This window comes from Streptomyces marinisediminis (assembly GCF_026262575.1).
Taxonomy (GTDB): Bacteria; Actinomycetota; Actinomycetes; order Streptomycetales; family Streptomycetaceae; genus Streptomyces; species Streptomyces marinisediminis.
The window spans coordinates 89,737-113,516 of sequence record NZ_JAPKFL010000018.1; the positions used below are offsets into that span (position 1 = coordinate 89,737).

21 protein-coding genes are annotated in these 23,780 nt (G+C 76.0%); 8 read left to right on the forward strand and 13 right to left on the reverse strand.

Annotated elements, in window-relative coordinates; genetic code table 11:
• Positions 1–66: 66 nt before the first annotated feature.
• Both OSB71_RS16400 and pyrG read right to left on the reverse strand, forming a co-directional pair.
• Positions 67–702 (reverse strand): NUDIX domain-containing protein, encoded by a 636-nt coding sequence (locus OSB71_RS16400; protein WP_265948826.1) that lies wholly within the window; start codon positions 700–702, stop codon positions 67–69.
• Complete coding sequence (gene pyrG / locus OSB71_RS16405; protein ID WP_265948827.1) at positions 699–2,351, reverse strand: CTP synthase; 1,653 nt, start codon at positions 2,349–2,351, stop codon at positions 699–701. The genes OSB71_RS16400 and pyrG overlap by 4 nt, the downstream gene beginning before the upstream one ends.
• 456 nt (positions 2,352–2,807) lie before the next feature.
• On the opposite strand from pyrG, the gene OSB71_RS16410 reads away from it, so the two are divergent.
• Positions 2,808–4,616, forward strand: coding sequence for a glycoside hydrolase family 15 protein (locus OSB71_RS16410; protein WP_265948829.1), 1,809 nt, complete (start codon positions 2,808–2,810; stop codon positions 4,614–4,616).
• Between the two features lie 40 nt (positions 4,617–4,656).
• Entirely contained in the window at positions 4,657–5,832 is a 1,176-nt protein-coding gene (locus OSB71_RS16415) for a LacI family DNA-binding transcriptional regulator (RefSeq protein WP_265948830.1), read from the forward strand.
• Between the two features lie 23 nt (positions 5,833–5,855).
• Here OSB71_RS16415 and OSB71_RS16420 read toward each other — a convergent pair whose 3' ends face one another.
• From OSB71_RS16420 to OSB71_RS16455, 8 genes are read right to left on the reverse strand one after another with little or no spacing between them, the layout of a single operon-like run.
• Positions 5,856–6,488 (reverse strand): glycosyltransferase, encoded by a 633-nt coding sequence (locus OSB71_RS16420; protein ID WP_323055299.1) that lies wholly within the window; start codon positions 6,486–6,488, stop codon positions 5,856–5,858.
• Between the two features lie 34 nt (positions 6,489–6,522).
• Positions 6,523–8,265, reverse strand: coding sequence for a DNA repair protein RecN (gene recN / locus OSB71_RS16425; protein ID WP_265948832.1), 1,743 nt, complete (start codon positions 8,263–8,265; stop codon positions 6,523–6,525).
• A 56-nt stretch (positions 8,266–8,321) separates the two neighbouring features.
• The gene (locus OSB71_RS16430) at positions 8,322–9,230 is read right to left on the reverse strand and encodes an NAD kinase (protein WP_265948834.1); all 909 of its coding nucleotides are present in this window, start codon (positions 9,228–9,230) and stop codon (positions 8,322–8,324) included.
• Positions 9,227–10,048, reverse strand: a complete 822-nt coding sequence (locus OSB71_RS16435; RefSeq protein ID WP_265948835.1) for a TlyA family RNA methyltransferase — start codon at positions 10,046–10,048, stop codon at positions 9,227–9,229. The genes OSB71_RS16430 and OSB71_RS16435 overlap by 4 nt, the downstream gene beginning before the upstream one ends.
• Positions 10,049–10,055: 7 nt before the next feature.
• A complete protein-coding gene (locus OSB71_RS16440; RefSeq protein ID WP_265948837.1) occupies positions 10,056–10,454 on the reverse strand; it encodes a hypothetical protein in 399 nt (132 codons plus the stop codon).
• 10 nt (positions 10,455–10,464) lie between these two features.
• Positions 10,465–11,277, reverse strand: a complete 813-nt coding sequence (locus OSB71_RS16445; RefSeq protein ID WP_265948838.1) for an ABC transporter ATP-binding protein — start codon at positions 11,275–11,277, stop codon at positions 10,465–10,467.
• 44 nt (positions 11,278–11,321) lie between these two features.
• The gene (locus tag OSB71_RS16450; RefSeq protein ID WP_265948840.1) at positions 11,322–12,356 is read right to left on the reverse strand and encodes a FecCD family ABC transporter permease; all 1,035 of its coding nucleotides are present in this window, start codon (positions 12,354–12,356) and stop codon (positions 11,322–11,324) included.
• Positions 12,353–13,417, reverse strand: coding sequence for a FecCD family ABC transporter permease (locus tag OSB71_RS16455; RefSeq protein WP_416237274.1), 1,065 nt, complete (start codon positions 13,415–13,417; stop codon positions 12,353–12,355). Before OSB71_RS16455 ends, OSB71_RS16450 begins: the two co-directional genes overlap by 4 nt.
• A gap of 187 nt (positions 13,418–13,604) precedes the next feature.
• Here OSB71_RS16455 and OSB71_RS16460 point away from each other — a divergent pair, with 187 nt between their 5' ends.
• Both OSB71_RS16460 and OSB71_RS16465 read left to right on the forward strand, forming a co-directional pair.
• The gene (locus OSB71_RS16460; protein WP_265948841.1) at positions 13,605–14,645 is read left to right on the forward strand and encodes an ABC transporter substrate-binding protein; all 1,041 of its coding nucleotides are present in this window, start codon (positions 13,605–13,607) and stop codon (positions 14,643–14,645) included.
• Between the two features lie 7 nt (positions 14,646–14,652).
• Entirely contained in the window at positions 14,653–15,474 is an 822-nt protein-coding gene (locus OSB71_RS16465; protein ID WP_265948842.1) for a siderophore-interacting protein, read from the forward strand.
• 216 nt (positions 15,475–15,690) lie between these two features.
• On the opposite strand, the gene OSB71_RS16470 is transcribed toward OSB71_RS16465, so the two are convergent.
• Positions 15,691–16,794 carry an HAD-IIA family hydrolase gene (locus tag OSB71_RS16470; protein ID WP_416237275.1) on the reverse strand — a complete coding sequence of 368 codons (1,104 nt, stop codon included), beginning with the start codon at positions 16,792–16,794 and terminating at the stop codon, positions 15,691–15,693.
• A gap of 49 nt (positions 16,795–16,843) precedes the next feature.
• Between OSB71_RS16470 and OSB71_RS16475 the strand changes: the two genes are divergently transcribed.
• The 4 genes from OSB71_RS16475 to OSB71_RS16490 all read left to right on the forward strand — a co-directional run bounded on the left by OSB71_RS16475 (position 16,844) and on the right by OSB71_RS16490 (position 21,557).
• Positions 16,844–18,115: a DUF1015 family protein gene (locus OSB71_RS16475; protein WP_265948844.1), complete on the forward strand. Its 1,272-nt coding sequence runs from the start codon at positions 16,844–16,846 to the stop codon at positions 18,113–18,115.
• Between the two features lie 271 nt (positions 18,116–18,386).
• Entirely contained in the window at positions 18,387–20,120 is a 1,734-nt protein-coding gene (gene ctaD, locus OSB71_RS16480) for an aa3-type cytochrome oxidase subunit I (RefSeq protein ID WP_265948845.1), read from the forward strand.
• Positions 20,117–20,488, forward strand: coding sequence for a hypothetical protein (locus tag OSB71_RS16485; protein WP_265948847.1), 372 nt, complete (start codon positions 20,117–20,119; stop codon positions 20,486–20,488). Before ctaD ends, OSB71_RS16485 begins: the two co-directional genes overlap by 4 nt.
• A gap of 562 nt (positions 20,489–21,050) precedes the next feature.
• Positions 21,051–21,557: a GNAT family N-acetyltransferase gene (locus tag OSB71_RS16490; protein WP_265948848.1), complete on the forward strand. Its 507-nt coding sequence runs from the start codon at positions 21,051–21,053 to the stop codon at positions 21,555–21,557.
• Between the two features lie 88 nt (positions 21,558–21,645).
• Here OSB71_RS16490 and OSB71_RS16495 read toward each other — a convergent pair whose 3' ends face one another.
• On the reverse strand, positions 21,646–22,413 hold the full coding sequence (locus tag OSB71_RS16495; RefSeq protein ID WP_265948860.1) for a tetratricopeptide repeat protein: 768 nt from the start codon (positions 22,411–22,413) through the stop codon (positions 21,646–21,648).
• A complete protein-coding gene (locus OSB71_RS16500; RefSeq protein ID WP_265948849.1) occupies positions 22,353–23,495 on the reverse strand; it encodes a hypothetical protein in 1,143 nt (380 codons plus the stop codon). The genes OSB71_RS16495 and OSB71_RS16500 overlap by 61 nt, the downstream gene beginning before the upstream one ends.
• Positions 23,496–23,780 lie beyond the last annotated feature (285 nt).

A 23,780-nucleotide genomic window follows, 5' to 3' on the forward strand; every position in this document is an offset into this window, starting at 1 on the left:
GACGGCCGCCACCGCCCCGCGCGCACGCGGGGCGGTGGGGCGCGGACCGGCCGCCGGGGCCGGGGTTCACCCCTGCGGGTAGGGCCGCGCGGGCCACGGCGCGAGCGCCGGGCGGAGCGTGCTCAGGCCGCCGGAGGTGCGGGCGGCGTGGAGCGCGAGCGCGCCGACCGCCAGGCAGGTGTTGTGCAGGTCCCCGGCGAGGACGCCGCGCACCAGCTCCGCCAGGGGGACGCGGGCGAGCTCCATGTCGGCCTCCTCGTCGAAGACCTCGAAGCGGGCGCCCTCGGCCGCCGACAGGTCCCGGGCGAGGAAGACGCGCACCGCCTCGTCGGAGCCGCCGGGGCTGGTGTACACGTCGGTCAGGACACGCCAGTCCCCGGCCCTGACGTGGGCCTCCTCGTACAGCTCGCGCTGTGCGGCGTGCAGCGGGTTCTCCCCCGCCACGTCCAGCAGGCCGGCCGGGATCTCCCACAGCTTGTGCCGCACCGGGTGCCGGTACTGCTTGATCACCAGCACCCGGTCGTCGTCGTCCAGGGCCAGCACGGCCACCGAGCCGGGGTGCGTCTGGTAGTCGCGGCCGGAGGTGGAGCCGTCGGGCATGACCACCTGGTCGGTGCGCACGCCGGTCTTGGCGCCGGTGAAGGGCGTCGCGGTGTCGGTGACGCGCCACTCCTGGGGGGTGTCGACGAGCCGCTCCGTCACCGCCGGGCCCCCTGCCGGCGCTCGACGGCGGCCTTGACCAGCCCGGCGAACAGCGGGTGGGGGCGGGTGGGCCGGGACCGCAGCTCGGGGTGGGCCTGGGTGGCGACCAGGTAGGGGTGCACCTCGCGCGGGTACTCGACGTACTCCACGAGCTTGTTGTCCGGGGAGGTGCCGGAGAACACCAGTTGGGCCTTCTCCAGCTCACCGCGGTAGGCGTTGTTCACCTCGTAGCGGTGCCGGTGCCGCTCCTCGACGTAGGGCTCGCCGCCGTAGACCTCGCGCACGATGGAGCCCTCGGCGAGCTTGGCCGGGTACATGCCCAGGCGCATGGTGCCCCCCATGTCGCCGTCCCCGGCGACGATGTCGAGCTGCTCGGCCATCGTGGAGACCACCGGGTGCGCGGCGGCGGGGTCGAACTCGGTGGAGTTCGCGCCCTCGATGCCGGCCAGGTTCCGGGCGGCCTCGACGATGACGCACTGCAGGCCCAGGCACAGGCCCAGCAGCGGCACGCCGTTCTCGCGGGCGTAGCGGATGGCCTCGACCTTGCCCTCCACGCCGCGCTCGCCGAAGCCGCCGGGGATGCAGATGGCGTCCACGTCGCCCAGGAGGCGTTCGGCGGCCCCGGGCGCGCGGCACTCGTCGGAGGTGACCCACTTGATCTTCGCCCGGGTGCGGTTGGCGAAGCCGCCCGCGCGGATGGCCTCGGTCACCGACAGGTAGGCGTCGGGCAGGTCGATGTACTTGCCGACCAGCGCGACGGTCACCTCGTGGTCGGGCTGGTGGACGCGGCCGAGCAGGTCGTCCCACTGGGTCCAGTCCACGTCGCGGAAGGGCAGGTCCAGGCGGCGCACCACGTAGGCGTCCAGCCCCTCGCCGTGCAGCACCTTGGGGATGTCGTAGATCGACTTGGCGTCGATGGCGGCCACCACCGCGGCCTCGTCCACGTCGCACATCAGCGAGATCTTGCGCTTGATGGCGGTGGGGACCTCCCGGTCGGCGCGCAGCACGATGGCGTCGGGCTGGATGCCGATGTTGCGCAGCGCGGCCACCGAGTGCTGGGTCGGCTTGGTCTTCAGCTCGCCGGAGGGGCCGATGTAGGGGAGCAGGGAGATGTGCACGACGAAGACGTTGTCGCGGCCCACCTCGTGGCGCACCTGGCGCACGGCCTCCAGGAACGGCAGCGACTCGATGTCGCCGACGGTGCCGCCGACCTCGGTGATCACCACGTCCACGTCGTCGCCGGCCAGGCGGCGGATGCGGTGCTTGATCTCGTTGGTGATGTGCGGGATCACCTGGACGGTGTCGCCGAGGTAGTCGCCGCGCCGCTCCTTGGCGATCACCGAGGAGTAGATCTGGCCGGTGGTGACGTTGGCCGAGCCGTCCAGGTCCACGTCCAGGAAGCGCTCGTAGTGGCCGATGTCCAGGTCCGTCTCGGCGCCGTCGTTGGTGACGAACACCTCGCCGTGCTGGAACGGGTTCATGGTGCCGGGGTCGACGTTGAGGTACGGGTCCAGCTTCTGCATCGTCACGCGCAGGCCGCGGGCCTTGAGCAGTGCGCCCAGGCTGGACGCCGTCAGGCCCTTGCCGAGCGAGGACGCGACACCCCCGGTGACGAAGATGTGCTTGGTCGTCATGGACTTGGGTGGCATGGCCAAGAGGGGGCTCCCGTGGTCGCGAGGTGGGGTGCGCACCGGCGCCCGCCGGGGCCGAAGCCGGGGTGCCGCTGCCTGGGGTTCGGGGGCCTGTCGTGCGGGACGCAGCACCCTCCGCTCCACGGGCTACCAGGGTATCAGCCGTCCGGCGACCCCGCCGGGCGCGGGCGGTCCGGCGGGGCCGGCCGCAGCGGGCCCCGTGCGGGGGCGGGCGGGACCGCCCGCCCCCGCACCCCGGGCCCGACCCGGGGGCGGAGCGGCCGCCGGCCGGGGCGCGGTCCGGCGAAGTGACCCGACGAAGTGGGCCGACGATGTGACCTGAGGACCGCAGTCCGCCTATCGTGACGACAGGGCGGTCACCCCGCCCGGCGTCGTATGCTGCTCGGATATTCGCAGGGCAGAAATCAAGATCTCGTACGTCCCACGGGGGGCGTCACCGCCGTTCGACTGGAGATGCCTGTGGCCGGGCGCATCGAGGACTACGCACTCATCGGGGACATGCAGACCGCTGCCCTGATCTGCCGCAACGGCACCGCCGACTGGCTGTGCCTGCCTCGTTTCGATTCGCATGCCGTCTTCGCCGGACTGCTCGGCACGGAGGAGAACGGGTTCTGGCGGCTCGGACCGACGCCGGTGGGCTCGGCCGAACCGCAGCCCGCCACGCGCCGGCGCTACCGCGGGGACTCGCTGATCCTCGAGTCCGAGTGGGACACCGACCGCGGCACCGTCCGGGTGACGGACTTCATGCCGCCCCGCGACGGCGCCCCGCAGCTCGTGCGCGTCGTCGAGGGCGTCAGCGGCCGGGTGCCCATGTCCTCCGCGCTGCGCATGCGGTTCTCCTACGGCTGGGTGGTGCCGTGGGTGCACAAGGTGGACCACCGCACCGTCGCCGTCGCCGGGCCGGACTCGGTGTGGCTGGACACCGACGTCGAGACCTACGGCAAGGACCTCACGACGTACGCGGACTTCACCGTCGCCCCCGGTGACAAGGTGGCGTTCACCATCAGTTGGCAGGCCTCGCACCTCAAGCCCCCGCCGCACCCCGAGCCGTTCACCGCGCTGGAGAACACCGAGGAGTTCTGGCGCGAGTGGGTGGGGCAGTGCACCTACCACGGCCCCTACCGGGAGGCCGTGATCCGCTCGCTGATCACGCTCAAGGCGCTCACCTACGCGCCCACGGGCGGCATCGTCGCGGCGCCGACCACCTCGCTGCCGGAGGACATCGGCGGCGTCCGCAACTGGGACTACCGCTTCACCTGGCTGCGCGACGCGGCGATCACCCTGTCCTCGCTGCTGCGCACCGGGTACCGCGACGAGGCGCGGGCCTGGCGGGAGTGGCTGCTGCGCGCCGTGGCGGGCGACCCGGAGAACCTCCAGATCATGTACGGCATCGCCGGCGAGCGCGAGCTGGGCGAGACGGAGCTGACGTGGCTGGACGGCTACGAGGGCTCCAAGCCGGTGCGGGTGGGCAACGGCGCGGCCGGGCAGCTCCAGCTCGACGTCTACGGCGAGGTCACCGAGGCCCTGCACCTGGCGCACATGACGGGCCTGGCCCGCAACGACTACGCGAGCCTGCTGCAACTGAAGCTCATCCGCTACCTGGAGGACCACTGGGACGAGCCGGACGAGGGCATCTGGGAGGTGCGCGGGCCGCGCCGCCACTTCGTGCACTCCAAGGTGATGGCCTGGGTGGCGGTGGACCGCACCATCAAGCTCATCGAGTCCGGTGAGGTGGACGGGCCGCTGGAGCGCTGGCGCGACCTGCGCGACGAGATCCATCGCACCGTGTGCGAGAGGGGCTACGACAAGGAGCGCAACACCTTCACCCAGTCCTACGGCTCCAAGGAGCTGGACGCCTCGCTGCTGCTCATTCCGCAGATGGGCTTCCTGCCGCCGGACGACAAGCGCGTGATCGGCACCATCGAGGCCATCCAGCGGGAGCTGTCCACCGAGGACGGGTTCGTGGTGCGCTACCCGACGCTGGGCGTGGAGACCGGGGTGGACGGCCTGGAGGGCGACGAGGGCGCGTTCCTGGCCTGCTCGTTCTGGCTGGCCGACGACCTGGCGATGATCGGCCGGGTCGACGAGGCGCGGCAACTGTTCGAGCGGCTGCTGTCCCTGCGCAACGACGTGGGGCTGCTCGCGGAGGAGTGGGACCCCAAGCTCAAGCGGCAGGTCGGCAACTTCCCGCAGGCCTTCAGCCACGTGCCGCTGATCGACACCGCGCTGCGGCTGACCGCGTCCGGCGCGTACGGCGGCTGACGGAACGGGCGGCGGGCGGGTGAAGGAGGAGCAGAGCACGGTGTCCGCGCCGGGCGCCCCGGCGCCGTCCACCGCGTCCGGGGCGCGGCCCACGCTGGAGGCGGTCGCCGCCCACGCGGGGGTCTCCCGGGCCACCGTCTCACGGGTGATCAACGGCGGCGCCGGGGTGCGGGCCGAGGTCAGGGAGCGGGTGCGCGCCTCCGTCGCGGCCCTGGGCTACGTCCCCAACCAGGCGGCCCGCTCGCTGGTGACGCGCCGCACCGGCGCGGTCGCCGTGGTGATCGCGGAGCCGGAGACGCGGGTGTTCTCGGACCCGTTCTTCGCCCGCCAACTGCGCGGTATCAGCCGCGAGCTGTCCCGGCACGACACCCAGTTGCTGCTGTTGCTGTCCGAGGGGCCGGCCGACCACGAGCGGATCGGCCGGTACCTGTCGGGCGGGCACGTGGACGGGGCGCTGCTGTTCTCGCTGCACGGCGACGACCCGCTGCCCTCGATGACGGCCGCCTCCGGCCTGCCGACCGTCTTCGGCGGGCGCCCGGGGTGGGCGGGCGCCGAGCACGACCCCGGGCTGCTGTACGTGGACACCGACAACCGCGGCGGCGCCCGGCAGGCCGTGGCGCACCTGCTCGCCCGCGGCCGCCGCCGCGTCGCGGTCATCACCGGACCGCTGGACATGACCTCGGCGCTGGACCGGCTCGCCGGGTACCGGGACGCGCTGGGCGTGGCCGAGGCCGACCCGGCGCTCGTCGCGAACGGGGACTTCACCGCCGAGGGCGGCGAGCGGGCCATGGCCGAACTGCTGGACCGCTCCCCCGACCTGGACGCCGTCTTCGCGGGCAGCGACCTGATGGCCTCCGGCGCGCTGCGCACGCTGCGGGAGCGCGGCCGACGGGTGCCCGAGGACGTCGCCGTGGTCGGGTACGACGACCTGCCGCCGGGGGCGTGGGCGGAGCCCGCGCTGACGACGGTGCGCCAGGACGTCGAGGAGATGGGGTCGATCATGGCCCGGCTGCTGCTGCGCCGGCTCGGTGTGGCGGGGGCCGCCCACGACGGCGGTGGCGACGCGGACGACGGCCGGCCCGCCGACGCGGACGGACGCACGGAGCCGAACGAACGCACGGAGCCGGACGGGCGCGCCGCCGGGGAGGGCGGCGCTCAGGCCCCGCTGGCCCCGGTCGTCACCCCGGCCCGGCTCGTGGTGCGCGCGTCGGCCTGAGCTTCGGCCCCCGGCCGCCGCGGTCAGGGCGCGCGCAGTTCGTCGTAGACGCTCAGCACGTGGGCGACGGTGGCGGCCTCGCCGTCGCCCGGGGCGCCCACGGGACCGTCTCCGGCCGCGGGGAGGGCGACGGGCGCCAGCCGGGCGTCCCGGGCACCGTGGCGGCGGGCCCGGTCCACCAGTTCCGAGGTGGCGCCGAGCACCACCCGCGCGGCCCGCACGACACGGCGCTCCAGCAGCCGCACGGCCGGAGCCGGGACGCCGACCAGCCGGGCGCGGGCGTGCCAGGTGACGACGAGCGCCACCCCGTCCCGGCCGCGCAGGGCGAGCGCGGCGAGCAGTCCGGCGCCCAGCCCGTGCGCGTGCATCACGTCCGCCGGGGCGCTGACCGAGCGCAGCACCGCCAGCGCGCGGGCCCGGCGCCGGACCGGCAGGGAGGCGAAGTGGGCCCCGGCGCCCGCGAACTCCCGCGCGGGGCCCGCGGCGGGCGGCGCGCACACGGTGACGCGGACCCCGCGCGCGACGAGTCCGGCGGCCAGCGAGCGCACGTGGCCGCCGGGTTCGGCGCCGGCGTCGCTGAGCACCTGCACGACGTGCAGCGGCCGCTCCCGCGCGCCGGCGGGGGGCGGGGCGGGGGGCGTCGGCGGAGGGGGCACGGTGGCTACCGGCTTTCGTTCGGCGGCCGGCCCGTCAGCGGTCGGCGCGGGCGGCGGCGAGCAGTTCCTCGGCGTGGGCGCGGGCGAGTTCGGAGTCCTCCTGGCCCGCCAGCATGCGGGAGAGCTCCCGGACGCGCTCCTCGCCGTCCAGCGCCTGCACGCCGCTGCGGGTGACCGTGCCGTCGCTGGTCTTGCGCACGGCCAGGTGCCGGTCGGCGAACGCGGCGACCTGCGGGAGATGGGTGACGACGACGACCTGCGCGCTGCGGGCCAGCCGGGCCAGGCGGCGTCCGACCTCCACGGCGGCCTTGCCGCCCACGCCCGCGTCGACCTCGTCGAACAGGTAGGTGGGCACCGGGTCGGCCCCGGCGAAGACCACCTCGACGGCGAGCATGACCCGGGAGAGCTCGCCGCCGGAGGCGCCCTTGGCGATGGGGCGGGGCGGCGCGCCGGGGTGGGGAGCGAGCAGCAGCTCCACCTCGTCGGTGCCGTGCGGGCCGAAGGCGACGGTGCGCCCGCCGACGTCCAGCCCGTCGGGGTCCTCCGAGCGCCGCAGCGCGAAGGAGACGCGGGCGTGCGGCATGGCCAGTTCGGCCAGCTCCGCGGTGACGGCGTCGGCCAGGCGCCGGGCGGCCGCGGTCCGGGCGTCGGTGAGGGAGGCCGCCAGCCCGGCCAGTTCGGCGCGCAGGGCGTCGCGTTCGGCGGCCAGCTCGCCGATGCGGTCGTCGTCGCCCTCCAGCTCCGCGAGGCGGGCGGTGCCCTCCTCGGCCCAGGCCAGCACGGCGGCGATGTCGGCGCCGTACTTGCGGGTGAGCTGGGTGAGGGCGGCGCGGCGCTCCTCGACGGCGGCCAGGCGCCGCGGGTCGGCGTCCAGGGCGTCGGGGTAGCCGGCGAGCTCCCCGGCGATGTCGGCGAGGACGATCTGCACCTCCCCGAGCCGGTCGGCGAGGTGGGCGAGCGCGGGGTCGTGGGCGCGGACGGCGTCCAGCGCGCGGTGGGCCCCGGAGACGAGGGCTCCGGCGTCCACCGACTCGGGGTCGGCCGGGTCCCCGGCCAGCGCCCCGTGGGCGGTGGCCGCGGCCGACGCCAGCGCCTCGGCGTGGCCCAGCCGGGCGGCCTCGGCGGCCAGTTCCGCGTCCTCGCCGGGGCGGGGCTCGGCGGCGGCCACTTCCTCCAGGCCGAACCGCAGCAGGTCGGCCTCCTGGGCGCGTTCGCGGGCCCGGGTGGTCAGCTCGTCGAGCTCGCCCGTGACGGCGCGCAGCCGCCGGTACGCCCGCGTCCACTGGGCCAGCGGCCCGGCGACGGCCTCGCCGGCGTAGCGGTCGAGCGCCTGCCGCTGGCGAGCCGGGCGCAGCAGCCCCTGCTGGTCGGTCTGGCCGTGCACGGCCACCAGGTCGTCGCTCAGCTCGGTGAGCAGGCCGACGGGCACGGAGCGGCCGCCGACGTGGGCCCGGGAGCGGCCCTCGGCGGAGAGGGTGCGGGTGATGATGAGCGCGTCCTCGTCCAGCTCCGCCCCGGCCTCCACGGCCCGGCGGGTGACGGGGGCGTCGGCGGGGACCGTCACGCGGCCCTCGACGACGGCGGCCTTGGCGCCCGTGCGCACCAGCCCGGCGTCCGCGCGGCCGCCGAGCAGCAGCCCGAGGCTGGTGACGACCATCGTCTTGCCCGCGCCCGTCTCGCCGGTCACCGCGGTGAAGCCGGGGGACAGTTCGAACGCGGCGTCGTCGATCACGCCCAGGGCCTGAATGCGCATCTCCTCCAACACGGCTACGACCATAGCCGCTCGGCCGCACCCGGCGGTCGCGGTGGGGCGCCCGGGTCGCCGGGCCGGCGTCAGCGGCCGCGCCAGCCGGCCACGGGGAGGGCGAACTTGGCGACGAGCCGGTCGGTGAAGGAGGCGTGGTGGAGGCGGGCGAGGCGGACGGGGACGGCGCCGCGGCGCACCTCCACCCGCGCGCCGGCCGGCAGCTCCACGGTGCGCCGGCCGTCGCACCACAGGACGCCGTTGGGGGTGTGCGCCTGCACCTCGACGGCCAGGACGGACGCGGGCGAGGTGACCAGCGGCTTGGCGAACAGCGCGTGGGCGCTGATCGGGACCATCAGCAGCGCCTCGACCTCCGGCCAGACCACCGGGCCGCCGGCCGAGAAGGCGTAGGCGGTGGAGCCGGTCGGCGTCGCGCAGACCACGCCGTCGCCGCCGAAGCGGGACACCGGGCGGCCGTCGACCTCGGTGACGACCTCCAGGATGCGCTCGCGGGCGGCCTTCTCCACCGACGCCTCGTTCAGCGCCCAGTCGGTGTGCACGGGGTCGCCGTCGGTGCCGCCGTTGCGCACCAGGACGTCGATCGTCATGCGCTCCTCGACCTCGTAGTCCCGGGCCACCACGCGGTTGACCACCCGTTCGAGGTCGTCGCGTTCGGCCTCGGCGAGAAAGCCGACCCGGCCGAGGTTGACGCCGAGCATCGGCACGCCGGAGGCGCGGGCGAACTCGGCGCCGCGCAGCAGCGTCCCGTCCCCGCCGAGCACGACCAGCAGTTCGCACCCCGCCATCAGGTCGGCGCCGGCGTCCACGACCTCCACCGCGCCGGGCAGCGGGAGGTCGCGCGCCTCGTCCTCCAGCACCCGCACGCCCAGGCCGTGCCGCAGCAGGCCCTGGACGACCAGTTCGGCGCTGCGCACGGCGGCCGGACGGCCGGTGTGGGCGAGCAGGAAGACGGTGCGCTGGTCGCTGTCACTGGTCACTGGGGCCCCTCCGCCACGGCTCGGTCGACGTCGGCCGGGTCGAGGTCGGGCGCCCCGGCACGCAGCCACAAGAAGTATTCGACATTGCCGGACGGCCCGGGGAGGGGGCTGGCGGTGACGCCGCGCACACCCAGGCCGAGTTCGGCGGCGCGCAGGGCGACCGTGCGCACGGCCTCGGCGCGCAGGGCGCCCTCGCGCACGACGCCGCCGCTGCCCAGCCGCTCGCGGCCCACCTCGAACTGCGGCTTGACCATCAGCACCAGGTCGGCGTCGGGGGCCGAGCAGCCGACCAGCGCGGGCAGGACCAGGCCGAGCGGGATGAAGGACAGGTCGCCGACGACCAGGTCGACGCGCTGCCCGTCGAGCGCCGCCGGCGTCAGCTCCCGTACGTTGGTGCGGTCCTTGACCACGACGCGCGCGTCGCTGCGCAGGCTCCACGCGAGTTGCCCGTAGCCGACGTCCACGGCGAACACCCGGGCGGCTCCGGCGCGCAGGAGGACGTCGGTGAAGCCGCCGGTGGAGGCGCCCGCGTCCAGGGCGGTGCGGCCGCGCACGGCGAGGCCGAGCGGGGTGAAGGCGGCCAGGGCGCCGGCGAGCTTGTGGCCGCCGCGCGAGGCGTAGTCCGGGTCGGAGCCGTCGGCGCGCACGACGATGGCCGCGCCGGTCTCGACCTGGGTGGCGGGCTTGGCGGCGGGGGTGCCGCCCACGGTGACGCGGCCGGCGGCGATGAGCTGGCTCGCGTGCTCGCGGGAACGGGCCAGCCTGCGGCGCACCAGCTCCGCGTCGAGTCGGGCACGGCGGGGACGGGTGGCGGCCACCTGCGGTTCAGCTCCCGGGGTTGTGCTGGTCGAGCGCGGTCAGCGTGGTGCGCAGGCCGCGGTGCGCCTCCTCGTACACCGCCAGGTGGGCCGAGGGCTCCAGCCGGTCGGCCTCCGCCAGCCGCCGCAGGGCCGCGTCGACCTCCGGGTGCCCGGTGGGCCGGACGCCCACGCCCAGCGGGCGCGGCGCGGCGGGCGCGAGGTCGGCGAGGCCGGGCCCGCCCGCGGCGTCGCCCGCGTCCCGGGGCGCCTCCGCGCGCGCGTGCGCGTCCTGGCCCGCGTGCGCGTCCTGGGGGGTGCCCGCGTCCTGGGGGGTGCCCGGGGCCGCCGCGCCGGTGGCGGCGGTCGGGGCCTGCGGGTCCTGCTCCGGCGCCGGGCCGGGCCTGGCGTCGTCCATGCGATGCATGGCCCCGACGCTACACGGCCGCCCGCCGCCGGGCGGCGGGTACCACCAGCGGCGTCCCGGTCTCGGGGTCGGGGATGACCTGGCAGCGCAGCCCGAAGACCTCGTGCACCAGGTCCGCGGTGACGATCTCGCCCGGCGGTCCCTGCGCGACGACCCGGCCGTCGCGCAGGGCGATCAGGTGCGTGGCGTAGCGGGCGGCGTGGTTGAGGTCGTGCAGCACGGCGACGAGGGTGCGGCCCTGTTCCTCGTGGAGCTGGGCGCACAGGTCCAGCACGTCGATCTGGTGCTGGATGTCCAGGTAGGTGGTGGGCTCGTCCAGCAGCAGCAGCGGTGTCTGCTGGGCGATGGCCATGGCGATCCACACGCGCTGGCGCTGGCCGCCGGAGAGCTCGTCCACGTAGCGGTCGGCGAGCGCGGCGACGCCGGTGGCCTCCATCGACGCGCGCACGGCCCGCTCGTCCAGGCGGGACCACTGCCGCAGCAGGCCCTGGTGCGGGTAGCGGCCGCGCGCGACGAGGTCGGCGACGGTGATGCCGTCGGGGGCGGTCGAGGACTGCGGCAGCAGGCCGAGCGTCCGCGCCACCTGCCTGGCGGGCCGGCTGTGCAGCTCGGCGCCGTCCAGCAGGACGCGGCCCGCCCGCGGGCGCAGCATCCGGGCCAGCGCCCGCAGCAGCGTGGACTTGCCGCAGGCGTTGGGGCCGACGATGACGGTGAAGGAGTCGTCGGGGATGGCGACGGTCAGGTCCTCGGCGATGGTGCGCTGGTCGTAGGCGAGGGTGAGCCCTTCGCCGCGCAGTCGGCTCGGCGGCGCCGTGCGGCCCATGTCGTTCCTCTTTCCGTGGGGGTGCTCCGCGGCGGGCGTCCGGCTCATATCCGGCCCGCCCGCCGCTCGGTGGCCAGCAGCCAGACCAGGTACCCGCCGCCCACGAGCCCGGTGACGACGCCGACGGGCAGCAGGTGGCCGGGGAAGGCGCGCTGGGCGAGCAGGTCGGCGCCCACCAGCAGCGCGGCGCCCAGGCAGGCGGAGGGCAGGAGGTTCGGGCCCGGCGCCCGGGTCATGCGGCGCGCGAGCTGCGGGGCGGTGAGCGCGACGAAGGCGACGGGCCCGGCGGCGGCCGCGGCGAAGGAGGCCAGCAGCACCGCGGCGGCCAGCAGCGCGAGCCGCAGCCGCTCGACGGGGACGCCGAGCGCGGCGGCCGCGTCGTCGCCCAGCTCCAGCAGGTGCAGCGCCCGGGCGGAGGCGACCACCGGCGGCAGCAGAGCGGCCAGGGCGACCAGGAGCGGCCCGGCGCTGTCCCAGCCGCGCCCGTCCAGGCTGCCGGTGAGCCAGAGCACGGCGCGGCCGGCCTCGGTGATCTGCGCCCGGGTGAGCAGGTAGCCGTTGACGCCGGTGAGGATGGCCAGGACGCCGATGCCGGTGAGCACCAGCCGGTAGCCGTGGAGGCCGTGCCGCCAGGCGAGCGCGTAGATCAGCACGCCGGTGAGCAGGCCCCCGGCCACCGCGCCGCCGGCCAGCGCCAGGGAGCTGCCGCCGACCAGGACGATGACGACGAGCGCGCCGGTGGCCGCGCCCGCGGTGAAGCCGAGGATGTCGGGGCTGCCCAGGGGGTTGCGGGTCAGCGACTGGAACAGCGCGCCGGCCAGCGCCAGCGCCGCGCCCACCGCGAGCGCGGTGATCACGCGCGGCAGCCGCACGTCGCGCACGATGAACGCGTCGGCCGGGTGCCCCTGCCCGGCGAGCGTGCGCAGCACGTCGGCGGGGGCGAGCGGGTACTCTCCGCTGCCGACGGCCAGGACGCCCAGGGCGAGGGCCAGCAGCGCGCAGGCGGCGCCCACGGCCAGGGCACGGGGCCGGTAGCGCAGGGACGTCCGGCCCCACCGGACCACACGGAGGACGCTCATGCCCGGGCCACCCTCCGACGCCGCACGAAGTGCAGGAACAGCGGCCCGCCCAGCACGGCGGTGACGATGCCCACCTGGAGCTCGCCGGGCCGCCCCAGCACCCGGCCCAGCACGTCGGCGCCCAGCAGCAGCACCGGCGCGAGCACGGCGCAGTAGGGCAGCAGCCAGCGCAGGTCGGGCCCGGTCAGGGAGCGCACCAGGTGCGGCACGATGAGCCCGACGAAGACGATCGGTCCGCAGGCGGCGGTGGCCGCGCCGACCAGGAGCGTCACGGCGACGACGGCGCCCGCGCGGGCCCGGCCGGGGCGGGCGCCCAGCGCCGTGGCGGAGTCGTCGCCCAGCGCCATGGCGTTCAGCGGCCGGGCGAGCGCGAGCGCCAGCGCGGTGCCGGCGGCGACGAACGGCGCGAGCTGGGCGACGACGTCGAGGCGGGCGCTGGCCAGCGAGCCGACGGTCCAAAAGCGCATGCGGTCCAGGGAGGCGGCGTCGATCAGCATCACGGCGTTGACGTAGGAGAGCAGCGCGGCGTTCAGCGCGGCGCCCGCGAGCGCGAGCCGGGCCGGGGTCGCGCCGCGCCCACCGCCGACGGTGTAGAGCAGCACGGAGACGGCGGCGGCACCGGCGAAGGCGAACCACACGTAGCCGGAGTAGGCGCCCACGCCGAGGAAGGCGATGGCCGAGACCACGGCGGCCGACGCGCCGGCGTTGATGCCCAGCAGCCCGGGGTCGGCCAGCGGGTTGCGGGTGAGGGCCTGCATCACACCGCCGGCGAGCCCGAGCGCGAGCCCGGCGGTCAGCCCCAGCAGGGTGCGCGGCAGCCGCATCTCGTGGACGACGGTGTACTGGGCGGACGCGGGGTCGGTCAGCCCGGGCCACACCGTGCCCAGCGGTAGCTGCTTGGCGCCGACCGCGATGCTGAGCACCACGACGACGGCGAGGAGCAGCAGCGCGGCGAGCAGCCCGGCGGCGCGCGCGGCGCCGCGTCCGCCCCGCGTCCGGCGCGGCCCCCGCGGGCGGGCGACCGGCCCGCGGCGGGTCTCGGAGGGCTGGGTGAGCGTCACGTACGGGCTCCGGGTCGGGCCGGGACGGTGACGGGCACCGGCCACTGGACAGAGACTTAGGTTAGGTTAACCTAACGCAGATGCCGGGGTGCCCCGCACCCCACGTCCCCGCCGACCGACGGTACCCGCGTCGGGGCGCCGGGGGCTCAGGCCCGTTCCTCGACACGTCCGGAGAGAAGACACCACCATGCCCACTGCCCGCACCACCCACCTGACCCGCCGCGGCCTGCTCTCCGCGGGCGGCGCACTCGGCGCGGGTGCGCTGCTGGCCGCCTGCGGCTCCTCACCGGGCGCGGGCGGCGGGGGCCAGGGCGGCACGGGGGACGGGGGCGCGTGGTCGTTCACCGACGACCGTGGCGAGAAGGTCACCGCCGACGCCCGCCCGCGGCGGATCGTCGCGTTCACCGGTACCGCGGCCGCCCTGCACGACTTCGGGCTGGACCGGCCGCTGGTGGGTGTCTTCGGCGAGACCCGGCGCGAGGACGGCTCCCCCGACCCGCTGGCCGGTGAGCTCGACGTCGCGAAGGTGGAGATCGTCGGCAACGCCTACGGCGAGTTCGGCCTGGAGAGGTACGCCGCGCTCCGCCCGGACCTGCTGGTCACCCACATGTACGACCCCGGGGCCCTGTGGTACGTCCCGGAGGAGAGCAAGGACAAGATCCTCGAACTGGCGCCCAGCGTCGCGATCACCGTGGCCCGCGTCCCGCTGCCCGAACCGATCAAGCGGTACGCCGAGTTGGCCGAGTCGCTCGGTGCGGACCTGCGGGCCACGCGGGTGACGGACGCCAAGAAGCGCTTCGAGGCGGCCGCGGAGTCGCTGCGGCGGGCGGCGAAGGCCCACCGCGGGCTGAAGGTGATGGCCGCCTCGGGGGCCGCCGACTACTTCTACGTCTCCAACCCCGACAACAACACCGACCTGATGTACTTCAAGGAGCTCGGCGTCGACCTCGTCCACCCCGAAAACCTGGACGCCGGTGGCTACTTCGAGTCGCTGAGCTGGGAGAACGCGGACAAGTACCCCGCCGACCTGATCCTGTTGGACAGCCGCACGGTGGCCCTGCAGCCCGAGGCGCTGGCGTCCAAGCCCGCCTGGCGCGCCCTGCCCGCCGTCCGGGCCGGCCAGGTCACCCCCTGGGACACCGTGCCCCGCTTCAGTTGGGCCGGCAGCGCGCCGCTGCTGGAGTCCCTGGCGACGGCCATGGGCGAGTCCCGGAAGCTGAAGGGCTGAGCCGGCGGTGGCGGCCGCCGAGCCCTTCGGTCTCTTCCCCGCGCACGTGCTGCGCAGCGTGCGGCTGAGCCCCGCCCTGCTGCGCGTCACCCTCGGCGGCGAGCGGCTGGCGGAGTTCGCCTCCGGCGGGCGGGACCAGAGCTTCTCGCTGTTCCTGCCGCATCCGGGCCAGGCCGAGCCGCTGGTCCCGGACGGCCCGGACTGGTTCGCCCGGTGGCGGGCCATGGACCCGGCCGAGCGGGCGGTGCTGCGCTCCTACACCGTCCGCGAGCAGCGGCACGCCGTCCGGGAACTGGACGTCGACTTCGCCCTGCACGAACCGGCCGGGCCCGCCTCCCGCTGGGCGGCCCACTGCACCCCCGGCGACCGGGCGCTGCTGCTGGGCCCGACCACCGCGGAGAACAAGAGCGTCGCCTTCCGGCTGCCGCCCGCCGCGCGGTGGACGCTGCTGACCGCCGACGAGACGGCGCTGCCCGCCCTGGCCGGTATCCTGCGCGACCTGCCCGCCGGGCACCGGGCGCACGCGTTCGTCGAGGTGCCCTCCGGGGCGGACCGGCTGCCGCTGCCCTCGGTCGCCGACGCGCGGGTGCGCTGGCTGGTCCGGGGCACGCGCGTACGCAACGCGCCGCTGCTGGACGCCGTGCGCGCGGCCGCGCTCCCACCGGAGCCCGGGTACGCGTGGCTGGCGGGCGAGGCCCGGGGCGTGCGGGCGCTGCGCCGCCACCTGGTCCGCGGGCGCGGCTGGGACCGGCGCGCGGTCACCTTCACCGGCTACTGGCGGCAGGGCGCCTCCGAGGAGGACCTGCGCGCGGAAGCCCTCACCGGTTAGGCCGCCCCGCCGGTGGCGCCGGCGCCGGGCGCGCGGTGCTCGCCGTCCGCCGCCGCGCCCCGCACCCGGCGGCGCCCCGCACCCGGTGCCGGGCGCTCCGTGGCGGCGCCCCGCGCCGCCCCCGCCCCGGGCCCGGACGGCACGGCACGGCACGGCCGCGGGCGCGGCGGTACGGCACGGGTGCGCCGCCGCGCGCCCGCGGCCGCCGGCGGTGCGTCACAGGCCCAGGGCCGCCAGGGGCTGGTCCACCCCACCGGTGAAGGCGTCCGCCCCCGCCGCCTCCCACGCCGCCGCGCACAGCGCACGCAGGCCGTCCAGCGGCTCCCCGGCGCCGTCGAGCACCAGGGCGCCGCCCGCTACCGCGGCGGACCAGCCACCGCAGGCGAACCCGGCGCCCGAGCGCACCGGGGCGGGGTGCGGCACGGCCAGGCCGCGCAGGTCGGGCGCCAGGTAGGCGGGCCGGTGCGCCCGGGGCGCGCGCAGCAGGCCCCTGGCGTCCGTCACGCCGGTGAACACCAGCAGCGCGTCGACGCCGCCCGCGTGCGCGCCCTCGATGTCCGTGTCCAGCCGGTCACCGACCACCAGGGGACGCCGCGCGCCGGTGCGCAGGATCGTCTCCCGGTGCATCGGCGGGCGCGGCTTCCCGGCCACCCGCGGCTCGGGCGCCTCCCGCATCCACCGGGTGGCGATGCGCACCACCTCCACCGCCGCGCCGTTGCCCGGTGCGATGCCCCGGCCGCTGGGGATCGTCAGGTCGGCGTTGGAGGCGTACCAGGCGGCCCCGCGCCCCACCGCGAACGCCGCCTCGGCCAGCCGGGCCCACGCCAGCTCCGGGCCGCCGTACCCCTGCACCACCGCCACCGGGTCGTCGTCGGCCGACTCCACGACCGTCAGACCCCGTTCGGCCAGCGCCACGCGCAGGCCCTCGCCTCCCACGCACAGCACCCGGGCGCCCGGCTCGTGCCGCTCGGCGATGAGCCGGGCCACCGCCTGGGCCGAGGTGACGACGTCCGCCGGGCGCGCGGCGACACCGAGCGAGGTCAGGTGCTCGGCCACCGTGTCCGGGGTGCGCGCCGCGTTGTTGGTGACGTAGGCCAGGCGCATCCCGGCCGCCCGGGCGGCGTCCAGCGCGGGCACGGCGTGCGGCACGGCCGCGCCGCCCCGGTAGACGACGCCGTCCAGGTCCAGCAGGGCCGTGTCGTAGGCCGCGTGCAGCGGCTCCGCGCAGGATCGCAGCATGGCGGTCCCTCCTCCTGTCCGCCCGCGCCGGGTGTCCGGGCGCGAGCGTAAGTTTTTGGTCGTTTGAAGCGTTTCGGTCATCTTCCACCCGGGCTCTGGTAAGGACCGTCGGGCGGTTTAGCATGCTGAGATGGATGCTGACGGTCTGCGCCTCGTCCCCTTCCGCGGCCTGCGCTACGCGCCGGAGCGGGTCGGCAGTCTCGCCGCCGTCACCTCGCCCCCCTACGACGTCGTGGTGCGCCCCGACCAGGTGGAGCAGTTGGAGACCGCCGACCCGTACAACATCGTCCGGCTCATCCTGCCGCAGACCGCCGACCCGGCCGCCCGGCACCGCAAGGCCGCCGAGACGCTGCGCGCCTGGGAGGCCGAGGGCGTCCTGGTGCGGGACGCGGAACCGGCGCTGTACGTCTACGAGCAGCGCCGGGGCGAGCTGGTGCAGCGCGGCCTGATCGGCGCGCTGCGGCTCTCCCCGCCCGAGGAGGGCGTCGTCCTGCCGCACGAGGACGTGATGCCCCAGGTGGTCGAGGACCGGCTGGCGCTGATGCGGGAGACCGGCGCGAACCTGGAGCCGCTGCTGCTGTCCTACCGCGGCGACGGCACCGCGACCGGCGCCACCGGCGTGATCGAGCGGGCCGTCAAGCGGGCGCCCCTGCTGTCGACCACCACCACCGACGGATTCGCCCACCGGCTCTGGTCGGTGACCGAGCCGGGCGAACTGGCCGAGGTCGACGCCGACCTGTCGTCCCGCCGCGCGCTGATCGGCGACGGACACCACCGCTGGGCCACCTACCTGCGGCTGCGCGCCGCCCACCCCGAGCGCCCGGCCTGGAACCACGGCCTGGTGCTGCTGGTGGACACCATGCGCTACCCGCTGCGCGTGAGCGCCATCCACCGCTTCCTGCCGCACCTGACCCCGGCCGCCGCGCTGGCCCGGCTCGGCGACGCCTTCCGCGTCCGCCCCCTGGCCGCCCCGCTGCCCGACGCCCTGGCCGCGCTGGAGGAGACCCCGGGCAACGCCTTCCTGCTCGCCGGCGGCCCGGACTCCTTCCACCTCCTGGACCGGCCCTCCCCCGACCTGCTCTCCTCCACCGTGCGCCACGACCGCCCGCAGACCTGGCGGACGCTGGACGCGACGGTGCTGCACGCCGCGCTGCTCAACGCGGTCTGGGAGGTGCCCGACCGGCCGTCGGACATCGGCTACCTGCACTCGGCGGAGGCGGCCGTGGCCAAGGCCGCGCGCACGGGCGGCAGCGCGGTGCTGATGCGGGCCGCGGCGGAGTCCACGGTGCTGGAGCTGGCGCAGCAGGGCGTCACGATGCCCCGCAAGTCCACCTCGTTCGGCCCGAAGCCCGCCACGGGCCTGGTGCTGCGCACCCTGGACGATCCCGCCGACCTCGCCTGACGCCCCGCCGGCTCGCCGCCGGCTCCTCGCCGCAGCACGCTGCCGCAGCACACCGTCCCGCGCGCGCCGCCGGCCCGCTCCCGTCCCGCCGTCGCACCGGGGTGCCCGCCGCCGTCGGCGTGCCCGCGTCGCGGTGTTCCCCCACCCGCCCACGGACGGCCCAATGCGCCGCTCCCCGCCCGGCCCGCACTAGACACGTGGGGTTGACCGAACGCCGCGCACGGGACTGCACCAGCGGCGCCGGACCGGCTGTGTGAGGGAGCGCGAGGCGATGACGTACGCCACGGAACACGAGCGGGAGCGGGAGCCGGTCGTCCGCAAGCGGCGCCCGGGAGCGGTGGTGGTCGACTGGCTGACCACCACCGACCACAAGAAGATCGGCGCCCTGTACATGGTCAGCGCGTTCGGCTTCTTCCTGTTCGCCGGGGCGCTGGCGATGGCGATGCGCGCCGAGTTGGCCCGGCCCGGGACCCAGCTTCTCTCCAACGAGCAGTACAACCAGGCCTTCACCATGCACGGCACGATCATGATGCTGATGTTCGCCACCCCGATGTTCGCCGGGTTCGCCAACGCCATCATGCCGTTGCAGATCGGCTCGCCCGACGTGGCGTTCCCCCGGCTCAACATGCTCTCGTACTGGCTGTTCCTCTTCGGCGCCCTGATCGCCGTCAGCGCCTTCCTCACCCCGAACGGGGCCGCGTCCTTCGGCTGGTTCGCCTACACCCCGCTGTCCACGGAGCCGTACTCACCAGGGGTGGGCGGCGACCTGTGGATCATGGGGTTGGCGCTCTCCGGCTTCGGCACCATCCTCGGCGCGGTCAACTTCATCACCACGATCATCTGCATGCGCGCCCCCGGCATGACGATGTTCCGCATGCCGATCTTCACCTGGAACGTGCTGCTCACCAGCGTGCTGGTGCTCCTGGCGTTCCCGGTGCTGGCGGCCGCCCTGTTCGCCCTGGAGGCCGACCGGCTGTTCGGCGCGCACGTCTTCGACCCGGCCAACGGCGGCGCGCTGCTGTGGCAGCACCTGTTCTGGTTCTTCGGCCACCCCGAGGTCTACATCGTCGCCCTGCCGTTCTTCGGCATCATCACCGAGGTCATCCCGGTCTTCGCCCGCAAGCCGATCTTCGGCTACGTCGGGCTCATCGGCGCGACCATCGCCATCACGGGTCTGTCGGTCACCGTCTGGGCCCACCACATGTTCGCCACCGGGGCCGTGCTGCTGCCCTTCTTCGCCTTCATGTCCTTCCTCATCGCCGTGCCGACGGGCGTGAAGTTCTTCAACTGGATCGGCACCATGTGGAAGGGCTCGCTGTCCTTCGAGACGCCGATGCTGTGGGTGACCGGGTTCCTGGTCACCTTCCTCTTCGGCGGCCTCACCGGCGTCATCCTGGCCTCGCCCCCGCTGGACTGGCACACCAGCGACAGCTACTTCGTGGTCGCCCACTTCCACTACGTGCTGTTCGGCACCGTCGTCTTCGCGATGTTCGCCGGCTTCCACTTCTGGTGGCCGAAGTTCACCGGCACCCTGCTCGACGAGCGCCTGGGCAAGATCCACTTCTGGACGCTGTTCGCCGGTTTCCACCTGACCTTCCTCGTCCAGCACTGGCTCGGTGCCGAGGGCATGCCGCGCCGCTACGCCGACTACCTGGCCGCCGACGGCATCACCGCGCTGAACACCGTCTCGACCATCGGCGCCTTCCTGCTCGGCCTGTCCACGCTGCCCTTCCTCTACAACGTGTGGCGGACGGCGAAGTACGCGCCCAAGGTGACCGTTGACGACCCCTGGGGGTACGGCCGCTCGCTGGAGTGGGCCACCTCCTGCCCTCCGCCCCGGCACAACTTCGTGACCCTCCCCCGCGTCCGCTCCGAGTCCCCGGCCTTCGACCTGCACCACCCCGACGTCGCGCAGATCGACCGCACCAGCAACCTGGCCGCGGACGCCTCCGTCGCGGGGGGAGCCGAGCCGACGCCGCCGCGCGGCGGCCGGGGCGCCCGGTGAGCCCCGCCGGTGCCGACCGCCACGCCGTCGACGCCGAGGCGGGGCTGCGCGAGTTGGAGGGCTACCTGCTGTGGCAGGCGGAGGTCGGCCGCGCCCGTACGCGGGCCGAGGCGTTCGCCGCGCGGATGCCGTGGCTGACGACCGCCCAGCGCGAGGAGGTCGTCCGCCTGTACACCGCCGAACACCTGCGGCTGTCACGGCAGTACCTGGAGACCGTGGCCGCTCGGTGCCACGCGCTGCGCGGCGAGTACACCGCCCGGTTCGCCAAGCTGCGCCGACGCGTGGTCCGCCGGGCCACCGCCGCCTGCGCGGCCGGCCTCTCGCTGTCCGTGACGCTGCTCTGCCTGCTGACGCTCGCGCGGCGCTGAGCCGGGCGCGACCACCTTCCCGATCTCCTTAGGTTAGGCTAACCTAAGTAATCACGCGGTGCCCGACGTCACCCGCATCCGTCCCGGCCGCTGCCGCCGCCCGTGCCGACAGGACCTCGGGCCCTCGCCCCGGCCCGGCGGGGGAAGCGGGCACCGCGTCGACCAGGGAGGACCCGATCGTGCACGTGAACTGCTCTCCCGACGAGCACTCCGCCGACCCGGCGGCCACCGCCGGGCCCGACGCACATCCCGGCGCGTGGGCCTCCACACGCCGCAGGGCCGGCGTCGACGGTCACCCGGGCCCGTCCTCCACCACCCTGGCGGACGCCTCGGCCACCGGCCGCGCTCCCGCGCGCGTCTCCCCCGGCGCCCCGCGCGGGAGCGCGCGCCGACCGGGCGGGCGGACGCGGGCCCGCGTCCGCCCGTGGACCGCCTGACGCCGGAACCCGGCCGACCCCACGCCTTCCGCGCACGGACAGGAGCCACCGTGTCCGACTCCCCCACTCCCCCGCACGACGTCCCGCCTCCGCCGGCCGGCCGGCGGAGGGAAACCGCCTCCCGCGTGAGCGCGGCCCCGCCCGCCGGTGCCGAAGCCCCGCCCGGCGCGTGCGCCCTGCGCCCGGTGGACCCGTTCGCCGACGCCGCGCTGGTGCACGGCTGGGTCACCCACCCCGCGGCGGCCCACTGGCTCAGGGAGGACGTGACGCTCCCCGACGTCGAGCGCGAGCTGCTGCGCATCGCCGCCGACCCCCGCCACGAGGCGTACATCGGCCTCCACCGGGGAGAACCCGCGTTCCTCGTCGAGCGCTACGCGTCCGCCCGCCCCGGCCGCCCGGAACTGTGCCCCGCGCGGCCGGGCGACGCGGGTCTGCACGTGCTCGTCGCCCCGGCGGCGCCCCGGCTGCGCGGCGGTGCGCTCACCGCCCTCGCCGACGCCCTGGAGAGGCTGCGGGCGACCGCGCCGCTGCCCCGCCCCGGCAGGCCGCCGTCCCCGCCCGGCACCGTCGCGCCCCCCGGCGGGCGGGCGGGGCACTCCTTTCGCCCCGTCGGGCAGCCCCTGGCCGCCTGATTCCTGGCGCGGGGCCCCCGGGAGCCGCTGACCCGCGGTCAGCCGGCCCGGGGCGGCGGCGCGCTGTGGCACGCCGCCCCGGGCGGGCTCAGCGCTCCCCGGGCCCCTCGGCCCCGTCGCGCTCCCCCGCCGGGCCCCCGGCGTCGACCGCCTCGGTCTCGGCGTCCGCCGCCTCGGGGTCGAAGGCGTCCAGGAACTCGATGCCGTCCAGCTCGGCCAGCCGGTCGGACGCGTCCGTGGTGCCCTGCTGGTCTGCCTCCAGCGCCTTGCCGAACCACTCCCGGGCCTCCGCCTCCCGGCCGACGGCCAGCAGCGCGTCGGCGTAGGCGTACCGCAGCCGCGCCGACCACGGCTGGACGGAGCCCGAGGCGAGCTCGGAACTCTGCAGGGTCACCACGGCCGCGTCCAGTTGCCCCATGTCCCGCCGAGCCCCGGCGGCCACCAGGCGCATCTCCACCTGGCCGGCCTTGTCCAGCCGCTGCACCTCGGGCTCGCCGGCCATCGCGAGCGCCTTCTCGGGCCGTCCCAGACCCCGCTCGCAGTCGGCCATCACGGGCCACAGGTGCTGGGAGCCCGTCATGCGCCGGGCGGCGCGGAACTCCGTCAGCGCCTCGGCGTACCGCTGACTGCCGTAGGCCGCGAAACCCATGGCCTCCCGCACGGCGGGGACCCGCGACGCCAGCCGCAGCGCCACCTTCGCGTAGCCGTAGGCGTCCTCGGGTTCCTCGTCCAGCAGGCGGGCGACCATGACGAGGTTCTTCGCCACGTCCTCGGCCAGCGTCTTCGGCAGGCTCATCAGCTCCTGGCGGACGTCCTTGTCGACCTCCTCGCCCGTGACGTCCTCCGGGATCGGCAGCCGCCGCACGTACTCGCGCGGCCGGTCGTCACGCCGGTCGTCGCTCCGGAAGCCCTCGCGCCGCGGGCCGCGCGGCCCGTCACCGCCCCGGAAGCCGCCCCGGCCCCGGTCGTCGCGGCCCCGGTCGTCGCGGCCCCGGCTGTCCCGCCGGTCACCGCCGTAGGGCCGCCGACCGCTCCGGTCGTCGTCCCGGTACCCCCCGCGGGGGCCCGGCCGCCGGTCGTCCCGCCCGAACCCGCGCTCGCCGCGCCGCTCGCCGCTCCGGAAACCCGGCCGGTCATCCCGGCGCTCGTCGCTCCGGAAACCCCGCCGGTCATCCCGGCGCTCGTCGCTCCGGAAACCCCGCCGGTCGTCCCGGCGGTCGCCTCGGGCATCATCCCGTCGGGGCCCACGCCGATCGTCACGCCGGAAGCGCTCGTCGCTCCGAAACCCACGCCGGTCATCGCGGCGCTCGTCACGCCGGTCGTCCCGGCGGTCGCCACGGGCGTCCTCCCGCCGGGGCCCGCCCCGGTCGTCTCGACCGTAGTCACGCCCCTCGCCGCGCCGCTCAGGGCGCTGCGGCCGGTCGTCACGGGCGAACGCCGGCCGCCCGTCGCGACGCTCGGGACGCTCGTCCCGGGAGAAACGCGGCCGGTCATCACGCGAGAACCGCAGCCGGTCGTCACGGCCGTACCGGGGCCGGTCGTCGCGCTGGGGCCCACGTAGGTCTCCATAGCGGTCCCCTTGCCCGCCACCGCGCCGATCGTCCCGGTGGTCGTCCCGCCGGAACTCCCGCCGGTCGCCGCGGGGTCCGTCACCGCCGGCCCGGCGCCCGTCCCGGTCGTCGCGCCGATAACCGCCACGGTCATCGCGCCGGTCGTCACGCCGGTCCTCCGGCCGACGGTAGCCGCCGCCCCGACCCTCGCGCCGGTCGTCGTCACGGCGGAAACCTCCCCGATCACCCCGGTCGGCGGAATCCCGCCGGTAGGGCGGCCGGTCGTCGTCGCGCCGGTCCCGGCGATAGCCGCCGCGTTCCCGGTCGTCGGGGCGCCGCGGGCCACGGGCCCGGTCGTCACGACCTCCGCGGAAATCCTGTCGGCCACCGCGGCGCTCACCGCCCCTGTCGTCACGCCGATCCCCGAAACCGCCGGTACGGCGGGGGCGTTCGGACCTCTCGGGTCGGCCCGGCCGCTCCTCTGATGAGTTCGACATGGGGGTGACTCCTTGCTCCGTGTTCACGTTCGATGTCGCGCTCTCGCGGGGGCGAGTGCGCGGAAAAACAAAAAACCGCCGGTCCCAGCATGTCGCTGGGACCGGCGGTCCTCAAAGATTGTTCGGCGGCGTCCTACTCTCCCACACACTCCCGCATGCAGTACCATCGGCGCTGA